General features: G+C 51.7%; 26 protein-coding genes. 12 read left to right on the top strand and 14 right to left on the bottom strand.

Annotated elements, in window-relative coordinates; all coding sequences use genetic code 11:
* Positions 1–184: 184 nt before the first annotated feature.
* Both uvrC and JNC80_RS10960 read right to left on the bottom strand, forming a co-directional pair.
* Entirely contained in the window at positions 185–2,239 is a 2,055-nt protein-coding gene (gene uvrC / locus JNC80_RS10955) for an excinuclease ABC subunit UvrC (RefSeq protein ID WP_376710392.1), read from the bottom strand.
* Between the two features lie 38 nt (positions 2,240–2,277).
* Positions 2,278–3,060, bottom strand: a complete 783-nt coding sequence (locus JNC80_RS10960) for an SDR family oxidoreductase (protein WP_376710324.1) — start codon at positions 3,058–3,060, stop codon at positions 2,278–2,280.
* A gap of 424 nt (positions 3,061–3,484) precedes the next feature.
* Between JNC80_RS10960 and JNC80_RS10965 the strand changes: the two genes are divergently transcribed.
* The gene (locus JNC80_RS10965; RefSeq protein WP_376710325.1) at positions 3,485–4,135 is read left to right on the top strand and encodes an outer membrane protein; all 651 of its coding nucleotides are present in this window, start codon (positions 3,485–3,487) and stop codon (positions 4,133–4,135) included.
* Positions 4,136–4,242: 107 nt separating this feature from the next.
* Here the strand turns inward: JNC80_RS10965 and JNC80_RS10970 are convergent, their stop codons facing one another.
* Positions 4,243–4,434: a hypothetical protein gene (locus JNC80_RS10970; RefSeq protein ID WP_376710326.1), complete on the bottom strand. Its 192-nt coding sequence runs from the start codon at positions 4,432–4,434 to the stop codon at positions 4,243–4,245.
* A gap of 146 nt (positions 4,435–4,580) precedes the next feature.
* Between JNC80_RS10970 and JNC80_RS10975 the strand changes: the two genes are divergently transcribed.
* Positions 4,581–5,231: an outer membrane protein gene (locus tag JNC80_RS10975; protein WP_022712154.1), complete on the top strand. Its 651-nt coding sequence runs from the start codon at positions 4,581–4,583 to the stop codon at positions 5,229–5,231.
* Between the two features lie 70 nt (positions 5,232–5,301).
* Here the strand turns inward: JNC80_RS10975 and JNC80_RS10980 are convergent, their stop codons facing one another.
* The 4 genes from JNC80_RS10980 to JNC80_RS10995 form a co-directional block, all read right to left on the bottom strand.
* Complete coding sequence (locus tag JNC80_RS10980; RefSeq protein WP_376710327.1) at positions 5,302–5,904, bottom strand: glutathione S-transferase family protein; 603 nt, start codon at positions 5,902–5,904, stop codon at positions 5,302–5,304.
* 21 nt (positions 5,905–5,925) lie between these two features.
* The gene (locus JNC80_RS10985; RefSeq protein ID WP_376710393.1) at positions 5,926–6,555 is read right to left on the bottom strand and encodes a ribonuclease T2 family protein; all 630 of its coding nucleotides are present in this window, start codon (positions 6,553–6,555) and stop codon (positions 5,926–5,928) included.
* Positions 6,556–6,781: 226 nt separating this feature from the next.
* Entirely contained in the window at positions 6,782–7,219 is a 438-nt protein-coding gene (locus tag JNC80_RS10990) for a phage portal protein (RefSeq protein ID WP_220159395.1), read from the bottom strand.
* A gap of 104 nt (positions 7,220–7,323) precedes the next feature.
* Complete coding sequence (locus JNC80_RS10995) at positions 7,324–8,208, bottom strand: 23S rRNA (adenine(2030)-N(6))-methyltransferase RlmJ (protein WP_022712150.1); 885 nt, start codon at positions 8,206–8,208, stop codon at positions 7,324–7,326.
* A gap of 232 nt (positions 8,209–8,440) precedes the next feature.
* Between JNC80_RS10995 and JNC80_RS11000 the strand changes: the two genes are divergently transcribed.
* The 3 genes from JNC80_RS11000 (at position 8,441) to JNC80_RS11010 (ending at position 12,014) form a co-directional block, all read left to right on the top strand.
* On the top strand, positions 8,441–9,292 hold the full coding sequence (locus JNC80_RS11000; RefSeq protein WP_376710328.1) for a DMT family transporter: 852 nt from the start codon (positions 8,441–8,443) through the stop codon (positions 9,290–9,292).
* A 102-nt stretch (positions 9,293–9,394) separates the two neighbouring features.
* On the top strand, positions 9,395–11,551 hold the full coding sequence (locus JNC80_RS11005; RefSeq protein ID WP_376710329.1) for a molybdopterin oxidoreductase family protein: 2,157 nt from the start codon (positions 9,395–9,397) through the stop codon (positions 11,549–11,551).
* A 16-nt stretch (positions 11,552–11,567) separates the two neighbouring features.
* Positions 11,568–12,014, top strand: a complete 447-nt coding sequence (locus tag JNC80_RS11010; protein ID WP_376710330.1) for a GNAT family N-acetyltransferase — start codon at positions 11,568–11,570, stop codon at positions 12,012–12,014.
* Positions 12,015–12,080: 66 nt separating this feature from the next.
* Here the strand turns inward: JNC80_RS11010 and JNC80_RS11015 are convergent, their stop codons facing one another.
* The 3 genes from JNC80_RS11015 to purM form a co-directional block, all read right to left on the bottom strand.
* Positions 12,081–12,593: a DUF992 domain-containing protein gene (locus tag JNC80_RS11015; protein ID WP_121992813.1), complete on the bottom strand. Its 513-nt coding sequence runs from the start codon at positions 12,591–12,593 to the stop codon at positions 12,081–12,083.
* Between the two features lie 330 nt (positions 12,594–12,923).
* Positions 12,924–13,565, bottom strand: a complete 642-nt coding sequence (gene purN / locus JNC80_RS11020; RefSeq protein WP_376710331.1) for a phosphoribosylglycinamide formyltransferase — start codon at positions 13,563–13,565, stop codon at positions 12,924–12,926.
* Complete coding sequence (gene purM, locus JNC80_RS11025; protein ID WP_376710332.1) at positions 13,562–14,662, bottom strand: phosphoribosylformylglycinamidine cyclo-ligase; 1,101 nt, start codon at positions 14,660–14,662, stop codon at positions 13,562–13,564. The genes purN and purM overlap by 4 nt, the downstream gene beginning before the upstream one ends.
* A gap of 547 nt (positions 14,663–15,209) precedes the next feature.
* On the opposite strand from purM, the gene JNC80_RS11030 reads away from it, so the two are divergent.
* Positions 15,210–16,301, top strand: a complete 1,092-nt coding sequence (locus tag JNC80_RS11030; protein WP_051139079.1) for an AI-2E family transporter — start codon at positions 15,210–15,212, stop codon at positions 16,299–16,301.
* Between the two features lie 247 nt (positions 16,302–16,548).
* Entirely contained in the window at positions 16,549–17,277 is a 729-nt protein-coding gene (gene hdaA, locus JNC80_RS11035) for a DnaA regulatory inactivator HdaA (RefSeq protein WP_116089182.1), read from the top strand.
* Between the two features lie 6 nt (positions 17,278–17,283).
* On the opposite strand, the gene JNC80_RS11040 is transcribed toward hdaA, so the two are convergent.
* Positions 17,284–18,186, bottom strand: coding sequence for a hypothetical protein (locus JNC80_RS11040; protein ID WP_376710333.1), 903 nt, complete (start codon positions 18,184–18,186; stop codon positions 17,284–17,286).
* Positions 18,187–18,485: 299 nt separating this feature from the next.
* Here JNC80_RS11040 and JNC80_RS11045 point away from each other — a divergent pair, with 299 nt between their 5' ends.
* From JNC80_RS11045 to JNC80_RS11055, 3 genes are all read left to right on the top strand, one after another.
* The gene (locus JNC80_RS11045; RefSeq protein ID WP_225687525.1) at positions 18,486–18,938 is read left to right on the top strand and encodes a COG4315 family predicted lipoprotein; all 453 of its coding nucleotides are present in this window, start codon (positions 18,486–18,488) and stop codon (positions 18,936–18,938) included.
* Between the two features lie 224 nt (positions 18,939–19,162).
* Positions 19,163–19,618: a GNAT family N-acetyltransferase gene (locus JNC80_RS11050; RefSeq protein ID WP_376710334.1), complete on the top strand. Its 456-nt coding sequence runs from the start codon at positions 19,163–19,165 to the stop codon at positions 19,616–19,618.
* 96 nt (positions 19,619–19,714) lie between these two features.
* Positions 19,715–19,969, top strand: a complete 255-nt coding sequence (locus tag JNC80_RS11055; protein WP_376710335.1) for a DUF2171 domain-containing protein — start codon at positions 19,715–19,717, stop codon at positions 19,967–19,969.
* A gap of 67 nt (positions 19,970–20,036) precedes the next feature.
* Here JNC80_RS11055 and JNC80_RS11060 read toward each other — a convergent pair whose 3' ends face one another.
* Positions 20,037–20,651 carry a methyltransferase family protein gene (locus JNC80_RS11060; protein WP_075654656.1) on the bottom strand — a complete coding sequence of 205 codons (615 nt, stop codon included), beginning with the start codon at positions 20,649–20,651 and terminating at the stop codon, positions 20,037–20,039.
* Between the two features lie 148 nt (positions 20,652–20,799).
* Entirely contained in the window at positions 20,800–21,132 is a 333-nt protein-coding gene (locus JNC80_RS11065) for a YnfA family protein (RefSeq protein ID WP_022712137.1), read from the bottom strand.
* Between the two features lie 254 nt (positions 21,133–21,386).
* Between JNC80_RS11065 and JNC80_RS11070 the strand changes: the two genes are divergently transcribed.
* The gene (locus tag JNC80_RS11070) at positions 21,387–21,953 is read left to right on the top strand and encodes a hypothetical protein (RefSeq protein WP_376710336.1); all 567 of its coding nucleotides are present in this window, start codon (positions 21,387–21,389) and stop codon (positions 21,951–21,953) included.
* Positions 21,954–22,013: 60 nt separating this feature from the next.
* Here JNC80_RS11070 and JNC80_RS11075 read toward each other — a convergent pair whose 3' ends face one another.
* Positions 22,014–23,129 carry a linear amide C-N hydrolase gene (locus tag JNC80_RS11075; RefSeq protein WP_376710337.1) on the bottom strand — a complete coding sequence of 372 codons (1,116 nt, stop codon included), beginning with the start codon at positions 23,127–23,129 and terminating at the stop codon, positions 22,014–22,016.
* A 184-nt stretch (positions 23,130–23,313) separates the two neighbouring features.
* Here JNC80_RS11075 and JNC80_RS11080 point away from each other — a divergent pair, with 184 nt between their 5' ends.
* Complete coding sequence (locus JNC80_RS11080) at positions 23,314–24,150, top strand: hypothetical protein (RefSeq protein WP_376710338.1); 837 nt, start codon at positions 23,314–23,316, stop codon at positions 24,148–24,150.
* Positions 24,151–24,203: the final 53 nt, after the last annotated feature.

The following is a 24,203-nucleotide window of genomic DNA, read 5'->3' on the forward strand; positions in this document are numbered from 1 at the left end:
CGGCTCATGAAAATCTTTAGACGCACATCTTGTCCGAAAATAGTTTCCCCACTTTCGGGATGTGTTTTACGCTACACGACAAATCATTGTCAGCTGGTTACCATCAATCCCGCAATAGGGTAAAAAGCAACACTCAGACCGGCTTTTTAAGGCTTATTATGTGCATATTGCGTCAGATAACCCATTATTGATCGCGGAAGTGGTCATAAATGGTCTGCGCCAGTGCTTCCGAGATGCCTTCAACCTTCATGAGGTCTGCCAATGCTGCGCCTGCAACTGCTTTTGCCGTGCCGAATTCATGCAGCAAAGCACGCTTGCGGGAAGGGCCGATACCGGCAATTTCATCCAGCGGACTTTTGACCATTTCTTTTTTGCGCTTTGCCCGATGGGTGCCGATAGCGAAACGGTGTGCTTCATCGCGCATACGCTGAATGAAATAGAGCACCGGATCACGCGGCGGTAATGTGAATGATGGCTTGCCGCTTATAAAGAACCGTTCACGTCCCGCATCGCGGTCTACACCTTTGGCGATACCGATGGATATGACTTTATCATTGATACCCAGCTGCGTGAGAATGTCACGAACTGCACCGACTTGTCCCTGACCGCCATCGATCAGAATAACATCAGGCCACGCAGGGAAACCGTCATCCGTAATATCGTCTGCATCAGTTTCATTCTCTAAGAGTGTCTTTGGAGCCTGCTCCTCCAGCTCTTTCATATGATCTTTTATCAGCCTGCCAAAACGGCGCTCAATCACTTCGCGCATCATGCCGAAGTCGTCGCCCGGGGTGATCTCCGTGGAGCGGATATTGAATTTGCGATACTGGTTTTTGACGAAACCGTCCTGTCCGGCGACAATCATGCCGCCAACAGCATTGGTGCCCATGATGTGGGAGTTATCGTAAACCTCGATACGGCGTGGAATGCGCGGCAGCTCGAAAGTCTCGGCCATAGCTTTCAGCAGACGCGCCTGTGATGAGGTTTCAGCCAGTCTGCGTCCCAATGTTTCGCGGGCATTGGTCATGGCGTGGTCGACAAGATCTTTCTTCTCACCGCGCTGCGGCACATTGAGCGTCACACGGCGTCCGGCAGACGCTGACAAAGCTTCTCCGAGCAGTTCCTGTTCTTCCACCGTTTCAGACAGCAGGATCAGTTGCGGGCAGGGTTTATTGTCGTAAAACTGGGTGATGAATGCGCCAAGCACTTCCGCCGCCGACAGGGAAGGATCAGCCTTCGGGAAATAAGCGCGGTTGCCCCAGTTCTGTCCGGTGCGGAAGAAAAAGACCTGAATACAGGCCAGTCCGCCTTCCTGATGAATGGCAAAAACATCAGCTTCATCCACGGTTTGCGGATTGATACCCTGATGGGACTGGATATGAGACAGGGCCGACAAACGGTCGCGGAAAATAGCGGCGCGTTCAAAATCCAGTTCCTCAGCGGCAGCACTCATCGCATCACGCATCTGCTGCTGCACGGCTTTGCTGCGGCCGGAGAGAAAGGACTTCGCCTCCCGCACCAGCTCTGAATAATCTGCATCGCTGATTTCATGGGTGCAGGGACCGGAACAGCGCTTGATCTGATGCAGCAGACAAGGGCGCGTGCGGCTCTCAAACATCGAGTCGGCGCAGCTGCGCAAAAGAAAGGCACGCTCCAGCACATTAATCGTGCGTGTGACAGCGCCTGCAGAGGCAAAAGGACCGTAATATTCGCCTTTACGGGAGCGCGCGCCGCGATGTTTGAAAATACCGGGTGCACGGGTATCGCCGGAAATCAGAATATAGGGAAAGGATTTATCATCCCGAAGCAGAACATTAAAACGCGGACGTAAGCGTTTGATGAGATTCGCTTCCAGCAGCAGTGCTTCTGTTTCCGTGCGGGTAACGACAAATTCCATAGTTGCCGTTTCGCGGATCATACGGGCAATGCGGTTGCTGTGTCCCTGACCGCGGGCATAATTGCTGACACGCTTCTTCAGGCTTTTGGCTTTGCCGACATAGAGCACGTCACCCTCACGGTTGAACATGCGGTAAACGCCGGGATTGTTCGGCAGTTTTTTCACAAAAGCATTGATGACATCCGGCCCGCTCAAATTCTGGGTCGATGCGTCAAACTCATCCAGCGCGGAATCCCAGCGGATATTGCTGGCCAGCGCAGATGCAGAGCTTGCCTCCTCGGGGAAGTTGTCTTCGTCATCTCCGGCATCATCTGTCAGTAAGACATCCTCATCCGGCTTCATGTCCGGATGGGCAATATCATTGCCGTTTATGCTTTGTGTCATTCCGAAATACCTGCAATATCCGGCGTTTCCCATGCCAGATGTTGTCCGCCGTCCAGCGCAATCATTTGCCCTGTGACGGACCGTGTTCTCCACAGATAGTCAATCGTCGCGGCAAATTCATCGAGCAGCGGTGCTTTTTTTAGCAGCACTGCATCAACCTGCTTTTCGAAATCTTCAATATGCTGTCTTTCGCTCGGCAATGTCGGGCCGGGGCCGATTGCATTGACGCGGATTGCCGGTGCAAGCGCCTGTGCCAAAGTGCGTGTGGCTGTCCATAATGCGGTTTTGGACAGGGTATAGGAAATGAATTGCGGATTGAGCTTCCATACGCGCTGGTCGGTAATATTGACGATCAGCCCCTGTTTATCTTCCGGTAAAGCCTCGGCCATAGCCTGCGCCAGAAAGACCGGTGCTTTCAGATGTACGGCAAAATGGCGATCCCAGAGATCGTGGGTGAGGGTGCCGATACGGTCGTCTTCAAAAACGGAAGCATTATTGACCAGCAGCTCCACGGAGCCGAAATGCGCTGCCGCTTTGTCCATCAGCGTGGCTACCTGTGCATTGTCCGACAGGTCTGCGGTCACAATAGCTGCTTTGCCGCCTTTATCGCGAATACGTTGCGCCAGTGCTTCTGCCTGTGTGGCGGAGCGGTTGCAATGAATGATAACCGGATAGCCGCGTGTAGCCAGATCCTCAGTTATATGGCTGCCAATACGCTTTGCGCCGCCGGTAATCAGGGTGACGGGTAAAACCTCAGACATAGTCCGCTTGGCAGTCATCGGGGGCAGGCTCCTTTGGTTATGGCATATCCGGCGGGTGAAATGATTCTGACTTCATGTGCATGCAAATCAGCAAATATGATCGCATAGTATCATGGAATAACCTGTTTTAGCGTGAAGGAAAAATGCCTGACAAAAAATCTGTAGAAGATAGGCTGCGGCTTGTTTTTAAGGCTGAAGTTTTTGCAGCTTGCAATACTATTCAAAAAATACGGTAACTATTTAATATTTAAGAAAATGTTGCCTCGTTACATCATCAGTTTCGGTTCGTTTTTCTGCTGCTTTTCTGCCGTTTTCTGGTCGTTTTTGTGCATTTAAGCCAAGACTCTCCTGTCGGATATGACAGGGGAATAATGCCGGATTGAAATATGTTTTTGGCAATCCGGTTCTCATTTTTAAAATTGGAATATTGCAAGGAAATTTTATGAAACATTTTAAAACTCTGGCGCTGGTTTCAGCCTCGGTCCTTTCATTTGCTGTACCGGCTTCGGCAGCTGATATTGTTCGTGCGCAGCCAGACGTTCCTGCTCCGGTTGTGCAGACACCACCGCAGAAAACCTGGGAGGGTGGTTATATCGGACTTTATCTTGGTGCCGGTGCAAATAATTTTAAAAACAAATCCGCTGCCGGTAATCTGAAAAATAACAATGTGAAGCTTGGCGGCTATGCGGGCTGGAACTTCCAGAACGACAATATCGTTTATGGTGTGGAAGGTGATGCCGGTTACAACGGTGCAAAGAAAACCAAAGATGGTCTGAGTGCCCGCAGCGGATTTGACGGCTCTCTGCGTGCCCGTCTTGGCTATGATATGGGCGCAGTCATGCCTTATGTAACTGCCGGTGTTGCCGGTACGCAGGTGCGTTACAGCAATGATGCAGATTCCAGTAAGAAATTTCGTCTTGGCTGGACTGCCGGTGTCGGAGCCGAAACCATGCTGACACAAAATGTCAGTGCACGTCTTGAATATCGCTATTCTGACTTTGGCAAGAAGGATCTCACATTGGGTAATGTTGCTGTGCCATCAGCAAAATTGCAGAGCCACGATATCCGTTTGGGTGTTGGCTATAAATTCTGAAAACCACTCATTTTTCACAGATTCGCCTTAGCGCGTTTGGCTGAGCGGATTCGGATAAATAATGACGCCTATCCTAAGCGATAAAAAAGACGAATGTCGGGATGCGGTTAAGAGGCGGTAAAGAAGGCCGGAATTTTCCGGCCTTCTTTTTTATAAGAAAAACAAGATATAAATTTACTATCAAATAGTTGTGGTGGTTTCGGCCTGTTCGGCAGTGGTTTTGACTGACATGTTTCAGCCATAATAAGGCCGGTTTTTTTCCATGCTACGGCATTTCTGCTGCCGTAATTCAGCGTCATCTTTTGCCTTGTTAAGCAATCTTCTTTCTCCCGCACAGAAATGGATCGGAAGGAAGACGGGGCGTATCGCGTTCAGCTCAGCCGTTACAGGTCAGGTCTGGAGGCTTCGCTGTACAACAGTTTAGAAATTTATAAGGACAAGGCGTATGCGCACTATCAAATCTCTGGCACTTGCTTCTGTTGCGTTGTTGCCGCTTTCGGCCACAGCTTTTGCCGCAGATGCGATTCAACCGCAGACATATGAGCCGGCACCGGTTGTAGATGTTGCTCCTCAGAGCAGCTGGGCAGGCGGCTATACCGGTCTGTATCTTGGCTACGGCATTAACAAATTCAAAACTGACAACTATGTTGGTGATCTGAAAGACAATAATGCCAAATTCGGCGGTTATGCCGGTTGGAACTTCCAGAACGACAATATCGTTTACGGTGTGGAAGGTGATGCCGGTTACAACTGGGCTAAGAAAGAAGAGCTCGGTCTGACTGCGAAGAGCGGTTTTGAAGGCTCGCTGCGCGGCCGTCTTGGTGTCGATATGGGGCCGGTTATGCCTTATGTGACAGCCGGTGTTGCCGGTACGCAGGTTAAATTCTCCGATGCAACCTCATCGCAGGATAAGTTCCGCGTTGGCTGGACAGCCGGTGCCGGTGCTGAAACCTTCCTGACACAGAATGTAACTGCCCGTCTGGAATACCGTTATTCCGATTTCGGCAAGAAAGACTTCCAGCTGGATAGCGGCACTGTCAATGACGGTGGTCTGCAGACCCACGATATCCGTCTGGGTGTTGGCTACAAGTTCTAAGGAATATCTCATTTAGTTGAGATCATGCCTGATAAAAAAGCCGGGAAGCAATTCCCGGCTTTTTTTGTTTTTACGCAGCTTTCGGCAATTGTGCCGCCAGTTCCGGATGCACTTCGGCAAAGCGCTTGACCCAGCGTTTCAGTTTCGGACGGCCACGTTCCCAGCCATTGCCGAAGCGCAAATTGAGATAGCCGAGCGTTGCGGCAATAGCGATGTGCCCGCCATGGATTTTGGTGCCGATACGCGGCGCTGTTTCATTTAGCAGATCGAGCGTGCGTTCTGCCTTTTTCCAGTACCAGTCCAGCACCGGCTGATACACGATTTCTTCAGGGCGCATGCGACGTTCATAGACATGCGCTACCAGCACATCGGCAAGACCATCTGCAATTGCTTCAAATTTTTCAGCATCCAGACGCTTCTCGGCATTGCGCGGAAACAGCTTGTTGCCGGAAATGCGGTTGAGATACTGGGTGATGACGCGGCTGTCGAAAACAGTTTTACCTTCCGGTGTAACCAGCGTCGGAATTTTGCCCAGCGGATTGGCGGCAATCAGTTCTGCCGGTTCTTCGCTGGTCACGACAATATGTTTTTCCAGTTCAATACCGGCATATTGCGCTGCAAGACGCACTTTGGCGCTGAAAGGTGAGGAAGGGGATGTGTAAAGTTTGTGCATGTTGGAACCTGAGATAAGAGATCAACGGTTAGGAAGCAGAGTAACAGAACGGCTGCGGCAGGAATTACGATCCACTTCGCCGCATGAACGGAATTTGAGGCCTTTATCCATACAGATACGCACCTCCTGAAGACGCCTGCGATTGCAGGTCACGGCAATTGCATCTCCGGTTAAACCCGGATTTGCGGCAATGAATGCCTTTTCAACAAGCTGCGGATCAACATTGCGCGGACTTGCGACATTGCGCAAGGCAGGCGGAAAAGTCACAGCCTGATAGGCCTTGCCCAGCGTAGAGAAATAATCGCGCTGGCTGATCCCCGCGCAGGTGCCATGTTTGCGCCATTCATGACGCATCAGACCGGCTGAGGGCATAATATCAGACAGGGATGAGACGATATCCCGTGGCACCGTGTCATTGGCCTGCCGGTGATCGCAGCTTTCGGGAAAACCACGATCATATTGCGGCCACAGACCATGAACGATGAAACCGTAATTACGGCTGGTGCCGCATTGCTGGCGGGCATTGGAGCGGTTGCCATTATCGGCGCAATAGCTTGGTGACCAGCTGAGCGACAGGACATAGAAGTCAAAATTCGCATTGCCGGATGGTGATGGCGCATCCTGCGGCTTAGGTAATGTACGCTGCGGGATTTTATTCTCCGGCCTTAAAACCGGTCTGTCCTGATTGTTCAAAGGGTTGAGTTTGCGCAGATCATTGCCCATGCTCTGCATCAGCTTGTCACTGAGGGATTGTGCTGATGCCGGTATGATAAAAGCGAGTGCGGAGGCTAGCAAAGCCGTGGCAACAGAAAAACAGCCCGTTTTGCTGGGGGCAAACGGGCTGTGTGCTTTCAATCGGATGCGTGACATATGCGGATCAGCGAAGCACGCGGCAGCGGCCGTCATAGACGAACCACTTGTCAAAACCGTCTACACAGGATTCGATATTGCGTCCCATGGATGCCAGCCCCTGACTTTCTTCTACCATATACCAGATATTACGGTTCTCGCCATTGGAGAGCACGGCAGTGGCGCGGCAATAATGGCGCTCAATACCTGACGGATAGGTTTTCGGGTCATAACGTGTTGCGCTGACATTGCTGACGGCATTGATGCTGACAGCAGGCATTTCCGGCACACCGCGCACAAGACGGTCGAACTGTGCGACCGCGCTGTTGATGACGCTTTGTTCGTGGCAGACAGGATCAGTCACGGCAGGGGCAGTTGCAATATAATCCGCAGCCTGTGCCTGAGAAAAAGATCCTGCTGACAGACCTGCAAGCAGCGCGAAAGCAAAAGCGGAGCGTAATGACATGAATCTGTCCTTATTGAAAATTGTTAACCGAAGTTTTTGCCATATTCCTGTGTCGGGTCAAGCCTCAACAACGCACAAGAGAGTGATCATTGGCAAATGAGCACTTATTTTTCCGTCCGCTCTTCGCCGTTGATCCATTCAATCTTATAGCTGCCCTGATTATTCTCTCCGAAAAGCGTTGCCAGCCATGGTGAGATTTTAGTCATTTCTTCCTGCAGCAGATAAGGCGGATTGATGATAATCATGCCGGTGCCGTCAAAGCGTGGTTCCTGCGACGGTGCACGCACAGCCAGTTCCAGACGCAGAATTTTTGGCAGACCGGTTTCTTTCAAATTAGCGATGAAGCGGTTGACCTCGCGGCGGTCTTTCACGGGATACCACAGGGCATAGGTGCCGGTGGCAAAGCGGCGGTGCGCTTTCACCAGTCCTTCAACGAGGCGGTCAAATTCTCCGGCGATTTCAAATGGCGGATCAACCAGCACCACACCGCGTTTTTCCTTGGGTGGCAGATGTGCACCCAGCGCCAGCCAGCCATTCAATTCGGTGACACGGGTCTGGTAATCGCCTTCAAATAAAGCGGCCAGTGTTTTGAAATCCTGCGGATGCAGTTCCAGTGCCGAAAGGCGATCTTGTGCGCGCATCAGTTTTCGTGTCAGCAGCGGTGAACCCGGATAATAACGCAGGCTGTTGCCTTTAACGGTGCTGTTTTCCTGTTCAATGACATCGAGATAAGGCGTAATCAGTTCCAGCACTGCTGCGGGAATAGAGCCTGCTGCTTTGGCGTCAAAAACCTGCTCGATACCGCTGCGCCATTCCAGTGTTTTACCGGCTTCCACGCCACTTAAATCATAGCGACCGATGCCTGCATGAGTGTCGATCACGCGCAGGGCTGCCTCCTTGCGCTGCATATAGAGCAGTACACGGGTCAGAACGATATGTTTGAACACATCGGCAAAATTTCCGGCGTGATAGGCGTGGCGATAATTCATATTCAGTATTTCCGGTGTTCGAAAGCGCGGTGCTGCAGGCAGGATTCAAAGCAGGACGCTTTGTCATGGTCAATGCCATATATCTGTTCAGACGGGATTATGCCATAACCAGCATACCGGATGTGCAGTCAATCTGATTCTGCCTTTTAGACCGGTTATGTAACAGTCCGGTGACGCTCAGCAGTTTCAGGAAAAGTGGTAACCGCCTTCGCGGGGAAAAGAAAACGGCGCTATGTCTGGTTTTGTCGTTCTGATCGTTCTTTTCGGCGCATTGCTGCATGCGAGCTGGAATGTCATCGTCAAATCCGGCACAGATAAATATCTCAATGCCGTTCTGGTCTGCGGTGCTGCCGGTCTGGTGGCGCTGGTGCTGATCCCGTTTTTACCGCTGCCGTTAGCTCCAAGCTGGCCTTATATGATTATATCAACCATTTTTCAGGTCTGTTACCTGTTCATGGTTGCTGCCGCTTACAGCAACGGGGATATGAGTCTGGCCTATCCGCTGATGCGCGGAACGCCGCCTTTGCTGGTTGCTATGGCTGCGGGTCCGCTGATCGGTGAAGTGCTCGGTGCCGGACAATGGCTGGCAATCGGGTTTATTTCCTGTGGTGTCTTAACTATGGCTTTTGGCAGCCGCCGGAAAACGGCGGCAGGGCAAAACACGTCCCGCACCGTGATAATCGCGCTGGTCAATGCCTTATTCATTGCAGGATATACGCTGGTGGATGGTATCGGTGTGCGTGTATCCGGTAATGCGATATCCTATACGCTCTGGGCATTCCTGTTTAACGCAATCCCTGTGGTGAGCTGGGGGATATGGAAATATCGCGGACAGCTTGTCGGGCATATCAGGCAGCGCGGCCATCTGGCGATGATCGGCGGTGCAGGCACGCTCGGCTCTTATGGTCTGGCACTCTGGGCAATGACCATGGCACCGGTTGCGATGGTTGCAGCCTTACGTGAGACCTCAATCCTGTTCGGCATGATCCTTTCTCTCTTTTTGTTACGGGAGCATATCAGCCTGAAACGTCTTGCCGGAGCTTTGCTGATTGTCTGCGGCACAGTGCTGATGCGGCTGGTCTGACAGGACTGATATCCGATAAAAATAAAGCTGTGCTGATTTATCGTCTGTCGGAACGGTTATATTTTTGTATGGTGCTAAAATAACTCCTTCAGGAATTCTTACATGACATTGCGCGTTGCACCCCAAATCGGCCATTCGGCCTGTCCGCATGATTGCCCTTCCACCTGCGCGCTCGATGTTGAAATTCTGGACAGCCATACAATCGGGCGTATTCGCGGTGCCAAGGATAACAGCTATACGGCAGGTGTTATCTGCGCCAAGGTCGCGCGTTATGCCGAGCGCGTTCATCACCCTGAACGCCTGCTGAAACCGCTGATCCGCAAGGGTGCCAAGGGAAGCGGGCAGTGGCAGGAAATCTCATGGGCTGACGCACTGGATCTGACCGCAGAGAAATTTCTGAAAGTCGAAGAACAATATGGTTCCGAGAGTATCTGGCCGAATTATTACGCCGGAACCATGGGGCTGGTGCAGCGCGATTCTATCAATCGTCTGCGCTATGCCAAAAAATATTCCAATATGTTTTCCAGCTTCTGCACCAATCTGGCATGGACAGGCTATATGGCCGGCACCGGCGCTCTGCGCGGACCTGATCCGCGTGAGATTGCCAAGTCCGATTGTGTGGTGATCTGGGGAACCAATGCCGCTGCCACGCAGGTCAATGTCATGACTCATGCGGCACGCGCCCGTAAAGAGCGCGGTGCGAAAATCGTGGCGATTGATGTTTATGAAACCGCGACCATCCGGCAGGCGGATATCGGCATTGTGCTGAAACCCGGTACTGACGGGGCCTTTGCCTGTGCGGTGATGCATGTGTTGTTTCGCGATGGTCTGGCAGATTGGGATTATCTCAACCGCTATACGGATGCGCCTCAAGCACTGGAGCAGCATCTGCAAAGCCGCACACCGCAATGGGCGGAAGCGATCACCGGTGTATCTGTTGAGGATATTGAAGCTTTTGCTCAGTTGGTGGGAACGACAAAACGTACTTATTTCCGTCTGGGTTATGGTTTTTCCCGCCAGCGCAATGGCGCGGTGAATATGCATGCCGCTTCCTGTATCGCCGCTGTAACCGGCGCATGGACACTGGAGGGCGGTGGCGCTTTCCATTCCAATTCCGGCATTTTTGGTATGGATAAATCGGAGATTGAAGGCTCCGCATTTGCCGATCCGTCGGTCAGATCGCTGGATCAGTCGAAAATCGGCCGTGTGCTGACCGGTGACGCAGAAGCGCTCTATGGCGGGCCTCCGGTGATGGCAATGCTGATCCAGAACACCAATCCGGCCAATGTTGCGCCGGAACAGCGTCTGGTACGGCAGGGCTTTATGCGGGAAGACCTGTTTACCGTGGTGCATGAGCACTTCATGACCGATACGGCGAAAATGGCTGATCTCGTGCTGCCTGCCACGATGTTTCTGGAGCATGATGATATTTATCGCGGCGGCGGTCAGCAGCATGTTTTGCTGGGCGCGAAGCTGATTGAAGCGGCGGGTGAGGCTCGGGAAAATATCTATGTTATCAATGAACTGGCTAATCGCTTAGGTGTTGGTCATCTGGATGGTTTCAATCTGCCTGCGCGTCAGCTGGTCGATAATCTGCTGGCTAAAAGCAATATGCCGGATTTTGAAACCATGCGTGAGCAACGCTGGCTTGATAAGCAGCCGGATTTTGAAAAGTCCCATTATCTCGATGGTTTCGCATGGCCGGACGGTAAATTCCGCTTTCGTGTGGACTGGCAGAAACAAACGTCACCGGATCGCCCGCCGCAAGCTATGGGGCTTCAGGGCCCTTTTGCGGACATGCCGGAGTTTCCGGATTATTGGGCAAGTAACGAACTGGCCGATCCGCAGCATCCGTTTAAACTGACCACATCACCGGCACATAATTTCCTCAACTCGACTTTTGCGGAGACACCAACCTCTCTGGCAAAGGAAATTCGGCCGCAACTGCTGATCCGCGACGATGATGCGGCAGAACTGGGGCTGGAAGACGGTGCGCGGGTAAAGATCGGCAATCAGCGCGGTGAGCTGATACTGCATGTCAAAATCCAGCAGGCCACTGATAAATTGAGCGGCAGTAAAAAACTGCGCCGTGGCGTTGTAGTTTCGGAAGGCCTGTTCCCGAATGCATCTTTCGAAGGCGGTGAGGGGATTAATATTCTGACCGGTGCTGATGCGGCCGCGCCGCATGGCGGGACGGCGTTCCACGATATTAAAGTCTGGATACGTCCTCTTATGGAGCAATCGGTGAAGGCTGCCTGACTACCGGAGAAAATTTGTGCTTATCAGAACGCTTATTGAAAGCGATATACCCTGTTTGCAGAAGCTTTACCGCTATCTGGCAACAGATAATGCAGAGATACCTCTCCGGGAGGCTATTGCGCGCTGGGAGTTGTTGAAGTCCTATCCCAACAGCAATATTTTCGTCGTTTGTCTGGAGAACATTCCCGTTGCATCATGTACTTTGGTTGTTATTCCAAATCTGACGCGTAACGGTATGCCCTATGCGCTGATCGAGAATGTTGTAACGCATGAGGATCATCGCAAGCAGGGATATGGCAGGGCAGTTCTGCACAGAGCAATTGAAGCCGCATGGCAGGCCGGCTGCTATAAAGTCATGCTGATGACAGGTTCGAAACAATCGTCAACACTGAAGTTCTATCAGGATGCAGGCTTTGAGCAGAGTAAAACAGGCTTTCAGATCAGAAGACCTAAAACAGCCTGAGATTTCCCGAAACAAAAAAGCCCGCGCCGGTGACAGCGCGGGCTTTGTTCAAAGCATAGCTAAAAATTAGCCTTCATATTTCAGGCGGAAGTTGGAAAGTGCAACAGCAGCATTCAGACCCTTCTGACCCTGAATGGAGATCGGCTGCAGGGAAATGTTCTTCCATGTGCCACCGGTCAGGACATTGGTGCCTGCTCCGATACCGATCGTTGCATTGGCCGATGCGCCGACATAGCTGCCGCGTAGTGCGCCTTCAGGGCGAACGGTTGGTGCCCAGACAGCCCATGCCAGCTGGCCGGCATTGTAGAAGCCGATATCCACACCGATTTTGGTGATCTGGCCGCTATAGCGTTCGGCAGGTGCGCCGCGCTGTGCAGGCTGGAATACGCAATCCAGATCCTGACGGCTGCCAATGATAACGCCGATTGACGGCTGGAAATCGCAGGTCAGAACGCCGACTTCCGAACGTGGCTGAACAACGGCATTGCGGGAGGAAGCCATGTCGGCAGCAGATGCTGAAACAGCAAAAGTACCGGCGGCAAAAAAGGCCATAAGTGCAACAGAGTTACGGAGAGACATGATATCTTCCTCTTCTTATTTTTAGACGCATCCCCGAAAGTGTAAAATAGCTTCCGGTTAAGATGCGTGTTGATACAACCAGAGCATTTCACAGTCAATTTGACGGCCGTGATAATGCGATAAACTAAAGAATCCAGAGCGAGCGCCGTGATCCAACCTGGACGTAAGCCGCTCTAGGTAAAGCGTTTGACCGCTCAAAATCTCTGCCTGAAAAGCGAACCATAATGACGGGAATCATCTGATTGCTGAACATGCAGCACAAATGTGATATGTGGCTATTTAGGGTAATATCGTGGCACGTTAAGAGGAAATTAACAATTTGTTATTTCATCACGCGCTAATGAGTATCTGTGTTGCTGATTTGCCATGCTTTTCAGAACCGGAAGCCATAGCGAAATTACGCAGAGCCTGCGGATAGAGCTGATGCTCTGCGGTCAATACGCGTGCTGCCAGCGTTTTAGCTGTATCGCCCTCAGTAATGGCCACCGCTGCCTGCGCAACAATCGGGCCTTCATCCATACCTTCAGTCACCAGATGTACGGTGCAACCGGCCAGTTTCATACCGGCATCCAGCGCACGCTGATGTGTGTGCAGACCCGGAAACAGCGGCAGAAGGGAAGGGTGAATATTGAGGATACGTCCTTCATAAGGCGCAATGAACCGGCCGGATAGCAGGCGCATATAGCCTGCAAGGCAAACTATATCCGGAGCGATTGCAGCCAGTTGCGCAAGAATGGCATCTTCATGCGCTTCTTTGGAAGCATAGTCTTTGCGGACAAAAACATGGGTCTTGATGCCTGCGGCCTGAGCTTTCGCCAGACCGCCTGCTTCTGCCTTGTCGGAGATGACGGCAACAACTTTTGCCGGATAATCCGGTGCCTGTGCCGCGCGGATCAGCGTCTCCATATTGGAGCCGCCGCCGGAGATGAAAATGACCACGCGTTTGCGCGGTGCTGAAGGCACGTGGCTCATAGGGAAAGTGTGCCCTGATAAACGACGCCCTGATCTTTTGCCTCACGCGCAATCATGCGGCCGAATGTGACAACAGTTTCGCCTTCGGCTTTCAGTGCCTGAGCAACAGTTTCCGCTTTGTCAGCAGAGACAACAACAATCATGCCAACGCCACAGTTGAAGGTGCGCAGCATTTCATGCGCTTCAACACCGCCGGTTTTGGCCAGCCATGAGAAAACAGCCGGAACCGGAATCGCAGACAGATCAATTTCAGCCGCCAGTGCTTCCGGCAGAACACGCGGAATATTGTCAGGGAAGCCGCCGCCGGTAATATGCGCGAGTGCTTTAATCGCGCCGGTCGAGCGGATAGCCGACAGCAGGGATTTCACATAAATGCGGGTCGGGGTGAGCAGGGCTTCACCCAATGTCTTATCGGCAGCAAAAGGCGCTGCATCCTGCCAGCCAAGGCCGGACAGTTCAACAATGCGGCGTACCAGCGAGAAACCGTTGGAATGAACACCGGAAGAACCAAGACCGAGAATAACATCACCGGCTTCCAGATCACCGGCAGGCAGCAGCTGACCGCGCTCTGCGGCGCCAACCGCGAAACCGGCGAGATCATAATCACCGTCGCGGTACATGCCCGGCATTTCAGCGGTTTCACCGCCGATCAGCGCACAACCGGATTGCAGACAGCCTTCGGCAATGCCTTTAACAATCGCTGCACCCTGTTCAGGATTGAGTTTGCCGGTGGCAAAATAATCGAGGAAGAACAGCGGCTCTGCGCCCTGTACCACGAGGTCGTTGACGCACATGGCAACCAGATCAATACCAACTGTGTCGTGACGATCTGCATCAATAGCAATTTTCAGCTTGGTACCGACACCGTCATTGGCCGCTACCAGAACCGGATCTTTAAAGCCTGCGGCTTTCAGATCAAACAATCCGCCGAAGCCGCCGATTTCCCCGTCAGCACCCGGACGGCGCGTGGAGCGCACCAAAGGCTTGATCTTGTCGACCATGCTGTTGCCCGCATCAATATCCACACCGGCATCGGCATAGGTCAGGCCATTTTTCGCGTCAGCGGCTGCAGGGGATGGGGTTTTCGACTGTGGCATTGGTAGCTCCCGATACACAGCGCAGCCGTAAGGCCGATGGAAGAACGGCAGGGCAGGCTGCGGTTAATGCTTCAAGCAGGCGCAATGACACGAGATTGCTTTATCCGCAAGCATCTTTCGTCATTTTTAACTGATAAACACCATGTTATGAGATGAGCAGAGCATATGTCGCAGTCAATTTACTCTGTCGCTGCAATGAAAGCAGGTGTGATAGGTCCTAGAGCGGTTTACGTCCGTATTGGATCATAGCGCTCGCTCTGGATTCTTTATTTGGTCGCATTATCACAGCCGTCAAGTTGATCCAGCTTGACATAATCAAGAAGTCAAGTTGATCCAACATGACTGTGAAATGCTCTATCTTGACCGGAGGCTGAAATGCGACATATTCAGACTTTTTAAGCAATGGCGGTTTTATATGAGCAAATCGGATACCACACCACCTAAATCGCCATCCCCTCGTGCATCGCGGGCAAAGTCGGAAGCGCTGGTCAAAACCACGCCGCAACAGGTTATCATTCCCGCGACTGAGAATGAAGTGCGTCTGGATGTGCAGGTCAGTGCACTCGGTGCAACCGTGCGTAAACAGGCTTTTTTCTGGCTGTTTGCAACGGTTGTTTTTGTTCTTTTCCTGACCGTGTTCAGTTCCATTTTGCTGCCCTTTGTAGCCGGACTTGCTCTGGCTTACTTTCTTGACCCTGTGGCCGACCGGCTTGAGCGTTTCGGGATGTCGCGTCTGGTAGCAACCGTGGTTATCCTGATTACCTTCGTCTTTGTGCTGGTGCTGGGGCTTATCATCATCGTGCCGGTGCTGGTTACACAGCTGGCCGAGTTCATTTCGAAATTCCCGGGTTACTTTACGCAGCTCCAGTCGCTGATCGCCCATCAGGATTCTGAATGGCTGCAGAAATATCTCGGCATTAACAGCACGGTCATCAAAGATAATCTGAGCGGATTTCTCAAGCAGGGAGCCGGTTTTCTGACCACTTTGCTGCAATCGCTGTGGAATTCCGGCAAGTCGTTGATCGATATTGCCGGTCTGTTTGTGGTGACACCGGTGGTTGCGTTCTACATGCTTCTCGACTGGGACCGCATGGTCAATACGATTGATTCATGGGTGCCGCGCGATCATGTGAAAACTGTGCGCCAGATCGCCCGTGAGATGAATGATGCGATTGCCGGTTTTATCCGCGGTCAGGGTACGCTGTGTCTCATTCTCGGAACATTTTACGCTGTCGGCCTGACGCTTACCGGTTTGAATTTCGGCTTGCTGATCGGCCTGTTCGCCGGTCTTATCAGCTTCATTCCCTATATTGGCTCGATTGTTGGTCTGGTGCTGGCTATCGGTGTAGCGCTGGTGCAGTTCTGGCCGGATTGGGTGATGGTTGTTATCGTCGCCTGTGTGTTCTTTGCAGGCCAGTTTATTGAAGGTAATATTCTGCAACCGAAATTGGTGGGCAAATCTGTTGGCCTGCATCCGGTATGGCTGATGTTTGCACTTTTTGCCTTTGGTTCGTTCCTTGGCTTCACGGGGATGCTGATTGCTGTGCCTGCTGCGGCGGCAGTCGGGGTGCTGGTACGCTTTGCAATCGGGCGGTATCTGGAATCGCCGATGTATAAAAGCAGTAACGGAGAAAACTGAGCCGGAAGTTTTCAACAGCTTTGTCCACAGGCTTGTGGGTCACGGGGATAAGCTCAGACAACCGGCGCATTCGTGCCGGTTGTGCTTTTCTAAAGGGGGGAAAGCAGTTACTGCATCATTCTGACCTGTATTTTGAAGATTTGACAGGTTCTGTGATGGAACAGCTTGAACCCCGCCCCGAAATCATGTGATGAATTTGTATGATTTGTAAGCAGGCCGGAATTCGGGCTAATAATTTTGGGTAATTATGTCTGCTGAGCACCGACAAATGCCGCTCATTCTTCAGCATGAGCCAGGCTTTACGCGCGATGATCTGGTTGTCACCGGATCGAACCGTGCGGCTGTCGATCTGATTGATCGCTGGCCGGACTGGCCGTCGCCTGTCGCGCTGCTTGTCGGACCAGCCGGAGCCGGTAAGACGCATCTGGCGGCCATCTGGCGCAGCCAGAATGATGCGGCAATCCTCGATCCGCATGATATTGATGCACAGTCACTGGAAATCGCTGCACAGCGTCCGGTGCTGATTGATGATATCGGCGCAGAAGCTTTCGATGAAACCGGTCTGTTCCATCTGATTAACACCATTCGGCAGACTGCAGGCAGCTGCGAAAACGGTCAGTCGCAGGCATCATTGCTGATGACGTCGCAATTACAGCCGTCGCAATGGAATGTGTCGCTGCCTGATCTGGTCTCCCGTCTTAAAGCGGTGACAATTGTCGATATTTCCGAGCCGGATGATTATCTGCTGAGCACAGTGATTTACAAGCTGTTCGCCGATCGTCAGGTCAGTGTTGATCCGGCGGTTATCAGCTATATTGTCAGCCGTGTTGAACGCTCGCTCGACAGTGTGATTGTGCTGGTTGATCTGCTCGATCATATGGCTCTGCAGCAAAAAAGCCGGATTACCAAAGCGCTGGCAATACAAGCTTTGCAGGCAATGGCGGATGCATTGCCTGACACTTCATCTCAAAACTGATTTTTTTTATTTGCCGACCGGCTGTTGCGGATAAACCGGCGCAACCAGTCTGCTATTCTGTGTTTTCGCTGTGGTGCCACTATTGTTTGGTGCTGCGGCAGGGCGGATTGACCCTGTGGTCATACCGGAATGTTGAGAAGCTTGCGGTGCGGAGACTGCACGAAATGAGCGTGCCTGCGCCTGTTGATTTTTGATAATCAGCTGATCTTCCTGCACCCAGCCAATAATATTGGTGGATGGTACGACAACACGGTGCCAGCGTCCGACTTTGGCATAGGAGCGCATCTCGCGGCCTTTTTCGACGCGGCCGACAGTCTTGGCCTTGTCCCATGCTTTTTCGTGAATGGTCAGATCCTGTCTGGCAATAATTGCTTTCGGCACTTTGAATGCACCGCTGGCATGGCGGCTGTTGTCATCCGGTGCGGATTTTCCGACCGGAGGCAAAGCGGGCATGGTGTTCTGCGGTGCAGGTTTTGGCGGTACGATCTGAACTGCTGCCGGTTTGCTATCCGGACGTGGTGCAAGAGCGGCAACCTGCTTCGGAGGTGACTTCTGTTCACTGGCAACGCTCTGGCCGATATTCAACGGCGGCCTGCGTATCGGAGATGGCGGTGTCACAGCCGGTTCAGTATTTCTGGCGGTCTCCGCATTCCTGCTCTGAGACTGCACCGTTCTGCGTTCTGAACTGGCTGTAGCAGTCGAACCGGAACGGGATGCGGAACTATTGGTCGCTGTGCGGAACAGTCCTGATACACTGGCAGACGGGCTGCGGCTTTGCGATGTCGCCCAGAGTGCTGCAGCACCAATCACCACAATTGCACCAACGGTCAGAACAGCCGTCGTGGACTGACCCGAGCTTTTGCCGCGCGTCGGGCGCTTTTTGCGGGAGGTGGTTTTTCTCGGAGCCATATGTCTGCGCCTTTATATCGGTCAGCATTCAGATGCACTGAACCAAGCTGAGTATTTCGAATCTGCCTGTATTAAGCTACCGCGCGAATCTTCGTATTTGGTTACTATGCTCACCTTTTGTTCTCTGTGTCCGGCGTAAAATAACTTATTTTCGGCACAATATCGGCCAGAAACAGTCCCGAAGCAGGCGCAGCATTTTTGCGCGGCCGCTTCTGACCGCGCCGGATTAACCAGCCATCTGCAGCTGACCATTACACACGGCCTGTGTGCAGAGGAAAATATGGAGCGTATGAAACAAAATGAAAAAGCTTGTTTTGACATTGAGTGTTCTCGGCACCGTTCTGGGATTGTCAGCAGCGCCGGTCTTTGCGGGACAGACCGCAGCCGCTGCCTCGAAAACTGACATGACAAAAATGCAGCATGGCACGGATAAGGCTGCCGGCGGGCCGGGCATGATGATGGATGCGGCAGGCGGAAAAATTCTGACCACTGCAGAAGGGCACACGCTGTATACGTTCGATAAGGATAGCGGCGGCATGTCCAATTGCGATGCCTCATGTCTGAAAATCTGGCCGGCCTATCATGCCTCCGCCAAAACCAAAGCGGTTGCGCCATGGTCCAAGGTGAAGGCTTCAGACGGTAAGGACATGTGGGCTTATAACGGCAAGCCGGTTTATACCTATATTAAAGACAAGAAAGCCGGTGATATGGAAGGCGATGGTGTCGGTGGCAACTGGCACGTTATCAAATAAAATTTGTGTTTCCGCTCTGATATAGGTCTTGCTCATCGGATTGAAATATTTGATGGGCAGGACTTTCTGTGTGCTAGAGCGCCGTGTGCCAGACTTGGCACACAAAGGACGCTCTAACACTTTAAAATTAGCGCATAATTTCACCTTAAACTGATCCAAGTTTAAGGAATTATGCTCTATCTTCCCCGCGTAACAGGAATGGAAAACTATCTTGAGGGAGTGATATGGCACATATTTTTCGGCGGGCTGAAGAGCGGGATCTCATTGAAATTGTGGCCATGCTTGCCGATGATGTTTTGGGGGCAGCGCGTGAGGATCAGTCCGTACTGCTGAACAAAGCCTATCTGGATGCCTTTGCCGCAATCGGGCGGGACGAGAACCAGTTCTTGCTGACTGTCGAAGCTGACGGACAGGTTGCCGGTTGTCTTCAGCTCAGTTTTATTCCGGGTCTTTCAAGGCTTGGGATGTGGCGCGGGCAGATTGAAAGCGTGCGGATTGCCCGTGATTATCGCGGGCAGGGCTTGGGCAGGCAGATGCTGGAATGGGCAATCGGTCAATGCAGGGAAAAAGGCTGTGGTCTGGTGCAATTGCACACGGATGTCTCGCGCAAAGATGCGATCCGTTTTTATGAGCAGCTTGGTTTTAAAGCCAGTCACGCCGGAATGAAGCTGGCTCTCTAAAATATTTGCAATCATTTGCATCGAATATGCTGCTGCTGCGTTATTGTCAGACCGGAGTATTTTCTCTGAACCGCTTTGAAACAGGAGATACAATCAATGGTAGATACTGCAAAAATCAAAGAGCATTTTGAAGTGATCGGTGCAGACGGTGTTCACGTTGGCATCGTCGATCATGTGGAAGGTGGCCGTATCAAGCTCACGAAAAACGATGCCGGCGCACATCATAAGCACCATCATTATATTTCACTGGGGCTGGTTGCTGATATTGAAGGCAACAAGGTTCGCCTTTCAGCCAATGCTGATGTTGCGATTACCTTCGAGGAAGAGAAAGACGGTAAAGCCGCTATGTGAAGCTGCTCCGGTTCTCCGATAATTAAACCCGCCATTTCCTGAATGGCGGGTTTTGTTTTTGCAATGTTTAATAAGTGTAGAAAAGGATCGGAATAAATCCTGCGGTCTGCAAATGCTCGACCGTTTCAAAAAACGGAAATGCAACAAAGAACACCAGCCCGTCAAAGAAGGTATTATAGAGCGTTTTCGGACGGATGGTCAGGGTTTCCACATCTCTGTAACCGGAGAAACGCGGGAAAAAGCGCGGCACTTCAAGCTTATAATCGCGATAAGGCTGGCCGAAAGTGTTTTCGAGATAGCCTTCCTCGGCAAGAATAACGAACAGGAATGTGATGTAGCAGGCGATTGCCAGCAGGAGCGCGACACCGAGACTGCCGGTGAGGCAGCCGATACCGAATGCACCGATTGTGCTGAAAACATAAAGCGGATTGCGGCTCAGGGAATAGGGGCCGGTGCGAATGATCTGCGCGCCTTTGTGGCCGCCGATATATAATGTGCACCACATGCGGCCGAGAATGGCCACCATGATAAAACCGAGGCCGAAGGCTTCAATATATTCATGAGTACCGCGCGGCCATGCAGAGCGTACGAAAAGCAAAGCAAGGAACAGGAGAACTATAATAACCGCTACGGCAAGGCGTCGGCGTGCCTGATAGCGGCTCATTTCTTTCATGGATTGCATTGGGCAGGACCTGTGTCTGTGGATTTACTATCATGGAAACAGAGTCATTATCGCAGAGAGGATCGTCTGTTATGACGATCACATATCTGTTCTTCAGAAAGCGGATTATTTTATGTCCGTATTTATTCCTTGCCCGAATGTAGACGATTTAACCGCGTGGCCCAAACAGGATGATGCCTGCACCGGCGAGTGCCAGCATACCGCCGGTAATGTCCCATCTGTCCGGCGAGAAATCCTCTGCCAGCCGCAGCCATAATAATGAGGCGATAATATAAATGCCGCCATAGGCCGCATAGGCACGGCCTGCAGCCTCAGCATCAATAAATGTGAGCAGCACAGCAAACAGGATCAGGGATGCAATGCCCGGCAGCAAAAGCCATACGGGTTTATCCAGTCTCAGCCATGCCCAGAACGCAAAGCAACCTGCAATTTCAGCAACCGCAGCCAAAGCATAAATAAGAATCTGTGAGACGGGGTTCATAGCTGGCGGTACTCCTGATATCTGCATGTAATCTCATAAAGCATAATAATCTTACCGGTTTAAGAAATCGCACAATCATTTCAAAACGGAACAGAGAGTGATGAGATTGTTCATTTCCTGTTCAATTTCTGTGTTCTAGAACCTGCACTGCGAGCGTATATTGGTGAGACTGCTTCGGTGGCCGGAAACTGTATCTGCTCTGTTTTATTAAAGGCTTCACCATGAGCATCAGCTCATACAGGAAGGAAATTCAAATGAGCACAATGTCGATTGCGACAAATCTGTCCCGCGCCGTGTTGTTTCTGGCAGTCGTTGCCAGTGCTTACACAGTTGATACCGGAACAGCATCAGCTCAGGAAGTACGGCAATGTGCCTCTGAAGGGGGCGTGTGCCGCATTCCTTATCCGACAGAAGTAATCTACGGCAGCGGAAGACGGGCAACATCGCGCTTTATTAATCAGCCGCAGGTGCGTTGCTCGAACTCTGTTTTCGGCGACCCTGCACGTGGCAGAGCCAAAACCTGCTCTTATGTTGTTCGTTATGACGGACGTGACCGCGGCGGTTATGGACGCGATCGTGACGGATATGGCCGTGATCGTGACGGTCGTGGCGGCTATGGACGGGATCGTGATAATGACCGTGAATGGCAGCGTTGTGCACGCGAAGGTCAGTATTGTGATTTCTCCGGCCGCAAGCGCGTACGTTACGGCACACAGGATCGCTTCGTTGAGCGTGTATTCCGTGGCGGCGTAAATTGTGACAACCGCACATTCGGTGATCCGGATCGCGGCGTGGCGAAAAGCTGCTATGTCCTCGATTGAGATTGATGCATAGTGAACCCGATAAAAAAACCGGAGCTTTTCAGCTCCGGTTTTTTGTTTTTACTTGGCGAATTCAACAGAAGGTGGTGTGATCTTCGGGCTGAGAGGTGCTTTTTTCAGCTCTTTTGCATCCAGATCAAAGCTTTTGATATCGATGCCGCGCAGAACCTGATCATCATACATTTTTACATAGTATTTTTGATTTTTCAGATCGGCAATCGTTGACCACTGGGTGTATTCCAGCGGAATTTTCAGCTCTTTTGCGGTCTGAATCCAGCCTTTCGGAATATCGAAATTGTTGAGAATGTGCTCGGTCAGACGCACAGCATCATCCCCGCTCGGCTGTTTTTCAACTGTTTGCACATAGGCCGCGGCGCGCACAAAACGCGATGGCGGGGTCGAGTCACCCGGAATGCCAAGCAAGCCTGATCCCTGACCCAGCGGTGAGAATGTCGTGCCGGCGATTTTGAGATCCGGTGCATTGAGCGGCGACATTTTCAGGAAGTTTCTGAGATTGGTCATATGCCAGTCAAAAGACGGCGAATTGGTCATAACACCGACAGGATTGTCGTAAATCTTGAGCTTGCCATCAACCGGTTCAATCACAATCGAAGCGCCGCTGGCATCATGAATTGTATAATGCAGTGGTGGCGCAAACCCCATTTGTGGCTGAACGACATTAATGACGCTCATATCCTGAATGGCGGCTTTGACTTCTTCAACGGTTGCGAAATTGGTCAGAACCCAGCTCAGAACATCCCATGGTGCCAGAGATTTTTCTTTGTCGGTCTTGGAGCCGTCGGCATAGCCTGCAAATTCAGGGAAATACAGAACGCCACCGGCAAGACCTTTTTCATTCATACCGTCAACAAGTGTGGTCTCGCCAAGGGCATTCATGCCGATGGCAGCATATTTACCCTTCCAGCTCATGCCGGCTTTGCCGTCGGCACCGGTTGTGTGCAGCGTATAGGCGCGCGGAATAACCAGAGCATTGGACTGCAGCTCAATTCCGAATTCCATAGTGCGGGCATAAATGCCGCTGCCGTCGGTTGTCGGCAACAGAAAGCTGGTGCAGGCAGCTGCCGCATAGGGCGCTGAAACAGCGGCAATAACAGTCAGGGCGGTGGCGGATTTGACAAATTTGTTCTTAAGGAAGTACGGGAAACTCGGTTTCAAAAGGATGCTCCTTCCAGAGAAATGGACAAAAACTTTTATCACGCTTTGTGTGAATCAGATATGAAGAAATCTATTGAAAAATTGGTTTAATCTTGATCTTATTCTGGTGATTTCTCAAAGTGTAAATATAGACAGTGCAGTTATATCGTTTTGCAGGCATTGCTTATTGAGGGGCGATAAAAATATGAAGTGTTTATCAGGAATCAGTACTGCACATATTATCTTTGCCGCATGTATAAGTGCTGCAAGCATCGCCAGCGGGCAGGCTCTGGGTGCCGATATTCTGACACCGCAGCCTGTTGCCAAATTTGATGAGCGACGCTGGAAAGTGATTGTCAGTCCTTACATCTGGGCGGCTTCTCTGGATGGTCATGCCAATATTATGGGTCGCCGTACCAATATTGATGTGCCTTTCTCGGATATTTTCGAGAATCTTGATTTCAGCGCCATGGGCAATGTGGAAGTCACAAACGGCCTCTATGGGGTGTATTTTGACGGACAATATACCAAAACCAGTCAGGATGAATCATTCCATGACCAGACTTTGGGAGCGGATGTTACGATGACAACGCTCTCCGCCGGTGCGTTTTTCCGCGCGGTTGAAGTGCCGCTGGAAGGCGAAACTGTTTTCGGTACGCAGCGGGTGTTTGCGATTGAGCCGACTGCCGGTCTGCGCTGGACGCAGCTTAAAGTCGATTTCATGCTGGATCGCTGGTCTGAGCGTCGTAAACTGGAATGGACGGATCCGTTCATCGGAGCGCGTATTCAGGCGGATCTGACGGATCGCTGGCATTTATTTGCTGAGGCGGATGTCGGCGGTTTCGGTGCCGGTGCAGATTTGAGTGCGCAGGGGCAGGCCTATCTCGGCTATCGCACACATATCTTTAATCAACCGGCACTACTGCGCTTCGGTTACAGGGCGCTGTATCAGGATTATGATGGCGGCGATGTGCTCGGTCATAGATTCAAGTGGAATGTTACCGAACACGGGCCTGTTGCCGGTGTCTCACTGGTTTTCTGAGTTTGCTGAGTTAGCCGCTTGCCTGTTTGATCGGGCAGGCAGCTTGTTTTTGT

It is taken from the genome of Pseudochrobactrum lubricantis (assembly GCF_041929865.1).
In the GTDB taxonomy this organism is placed as follows: Bacteria; Pseudomonadota; Alphaproteobacteria; order Rhizobiales; family Rhizobiaceae; genus Pseudochrobactrum; species Pseudochrobactrum saccharolyticum.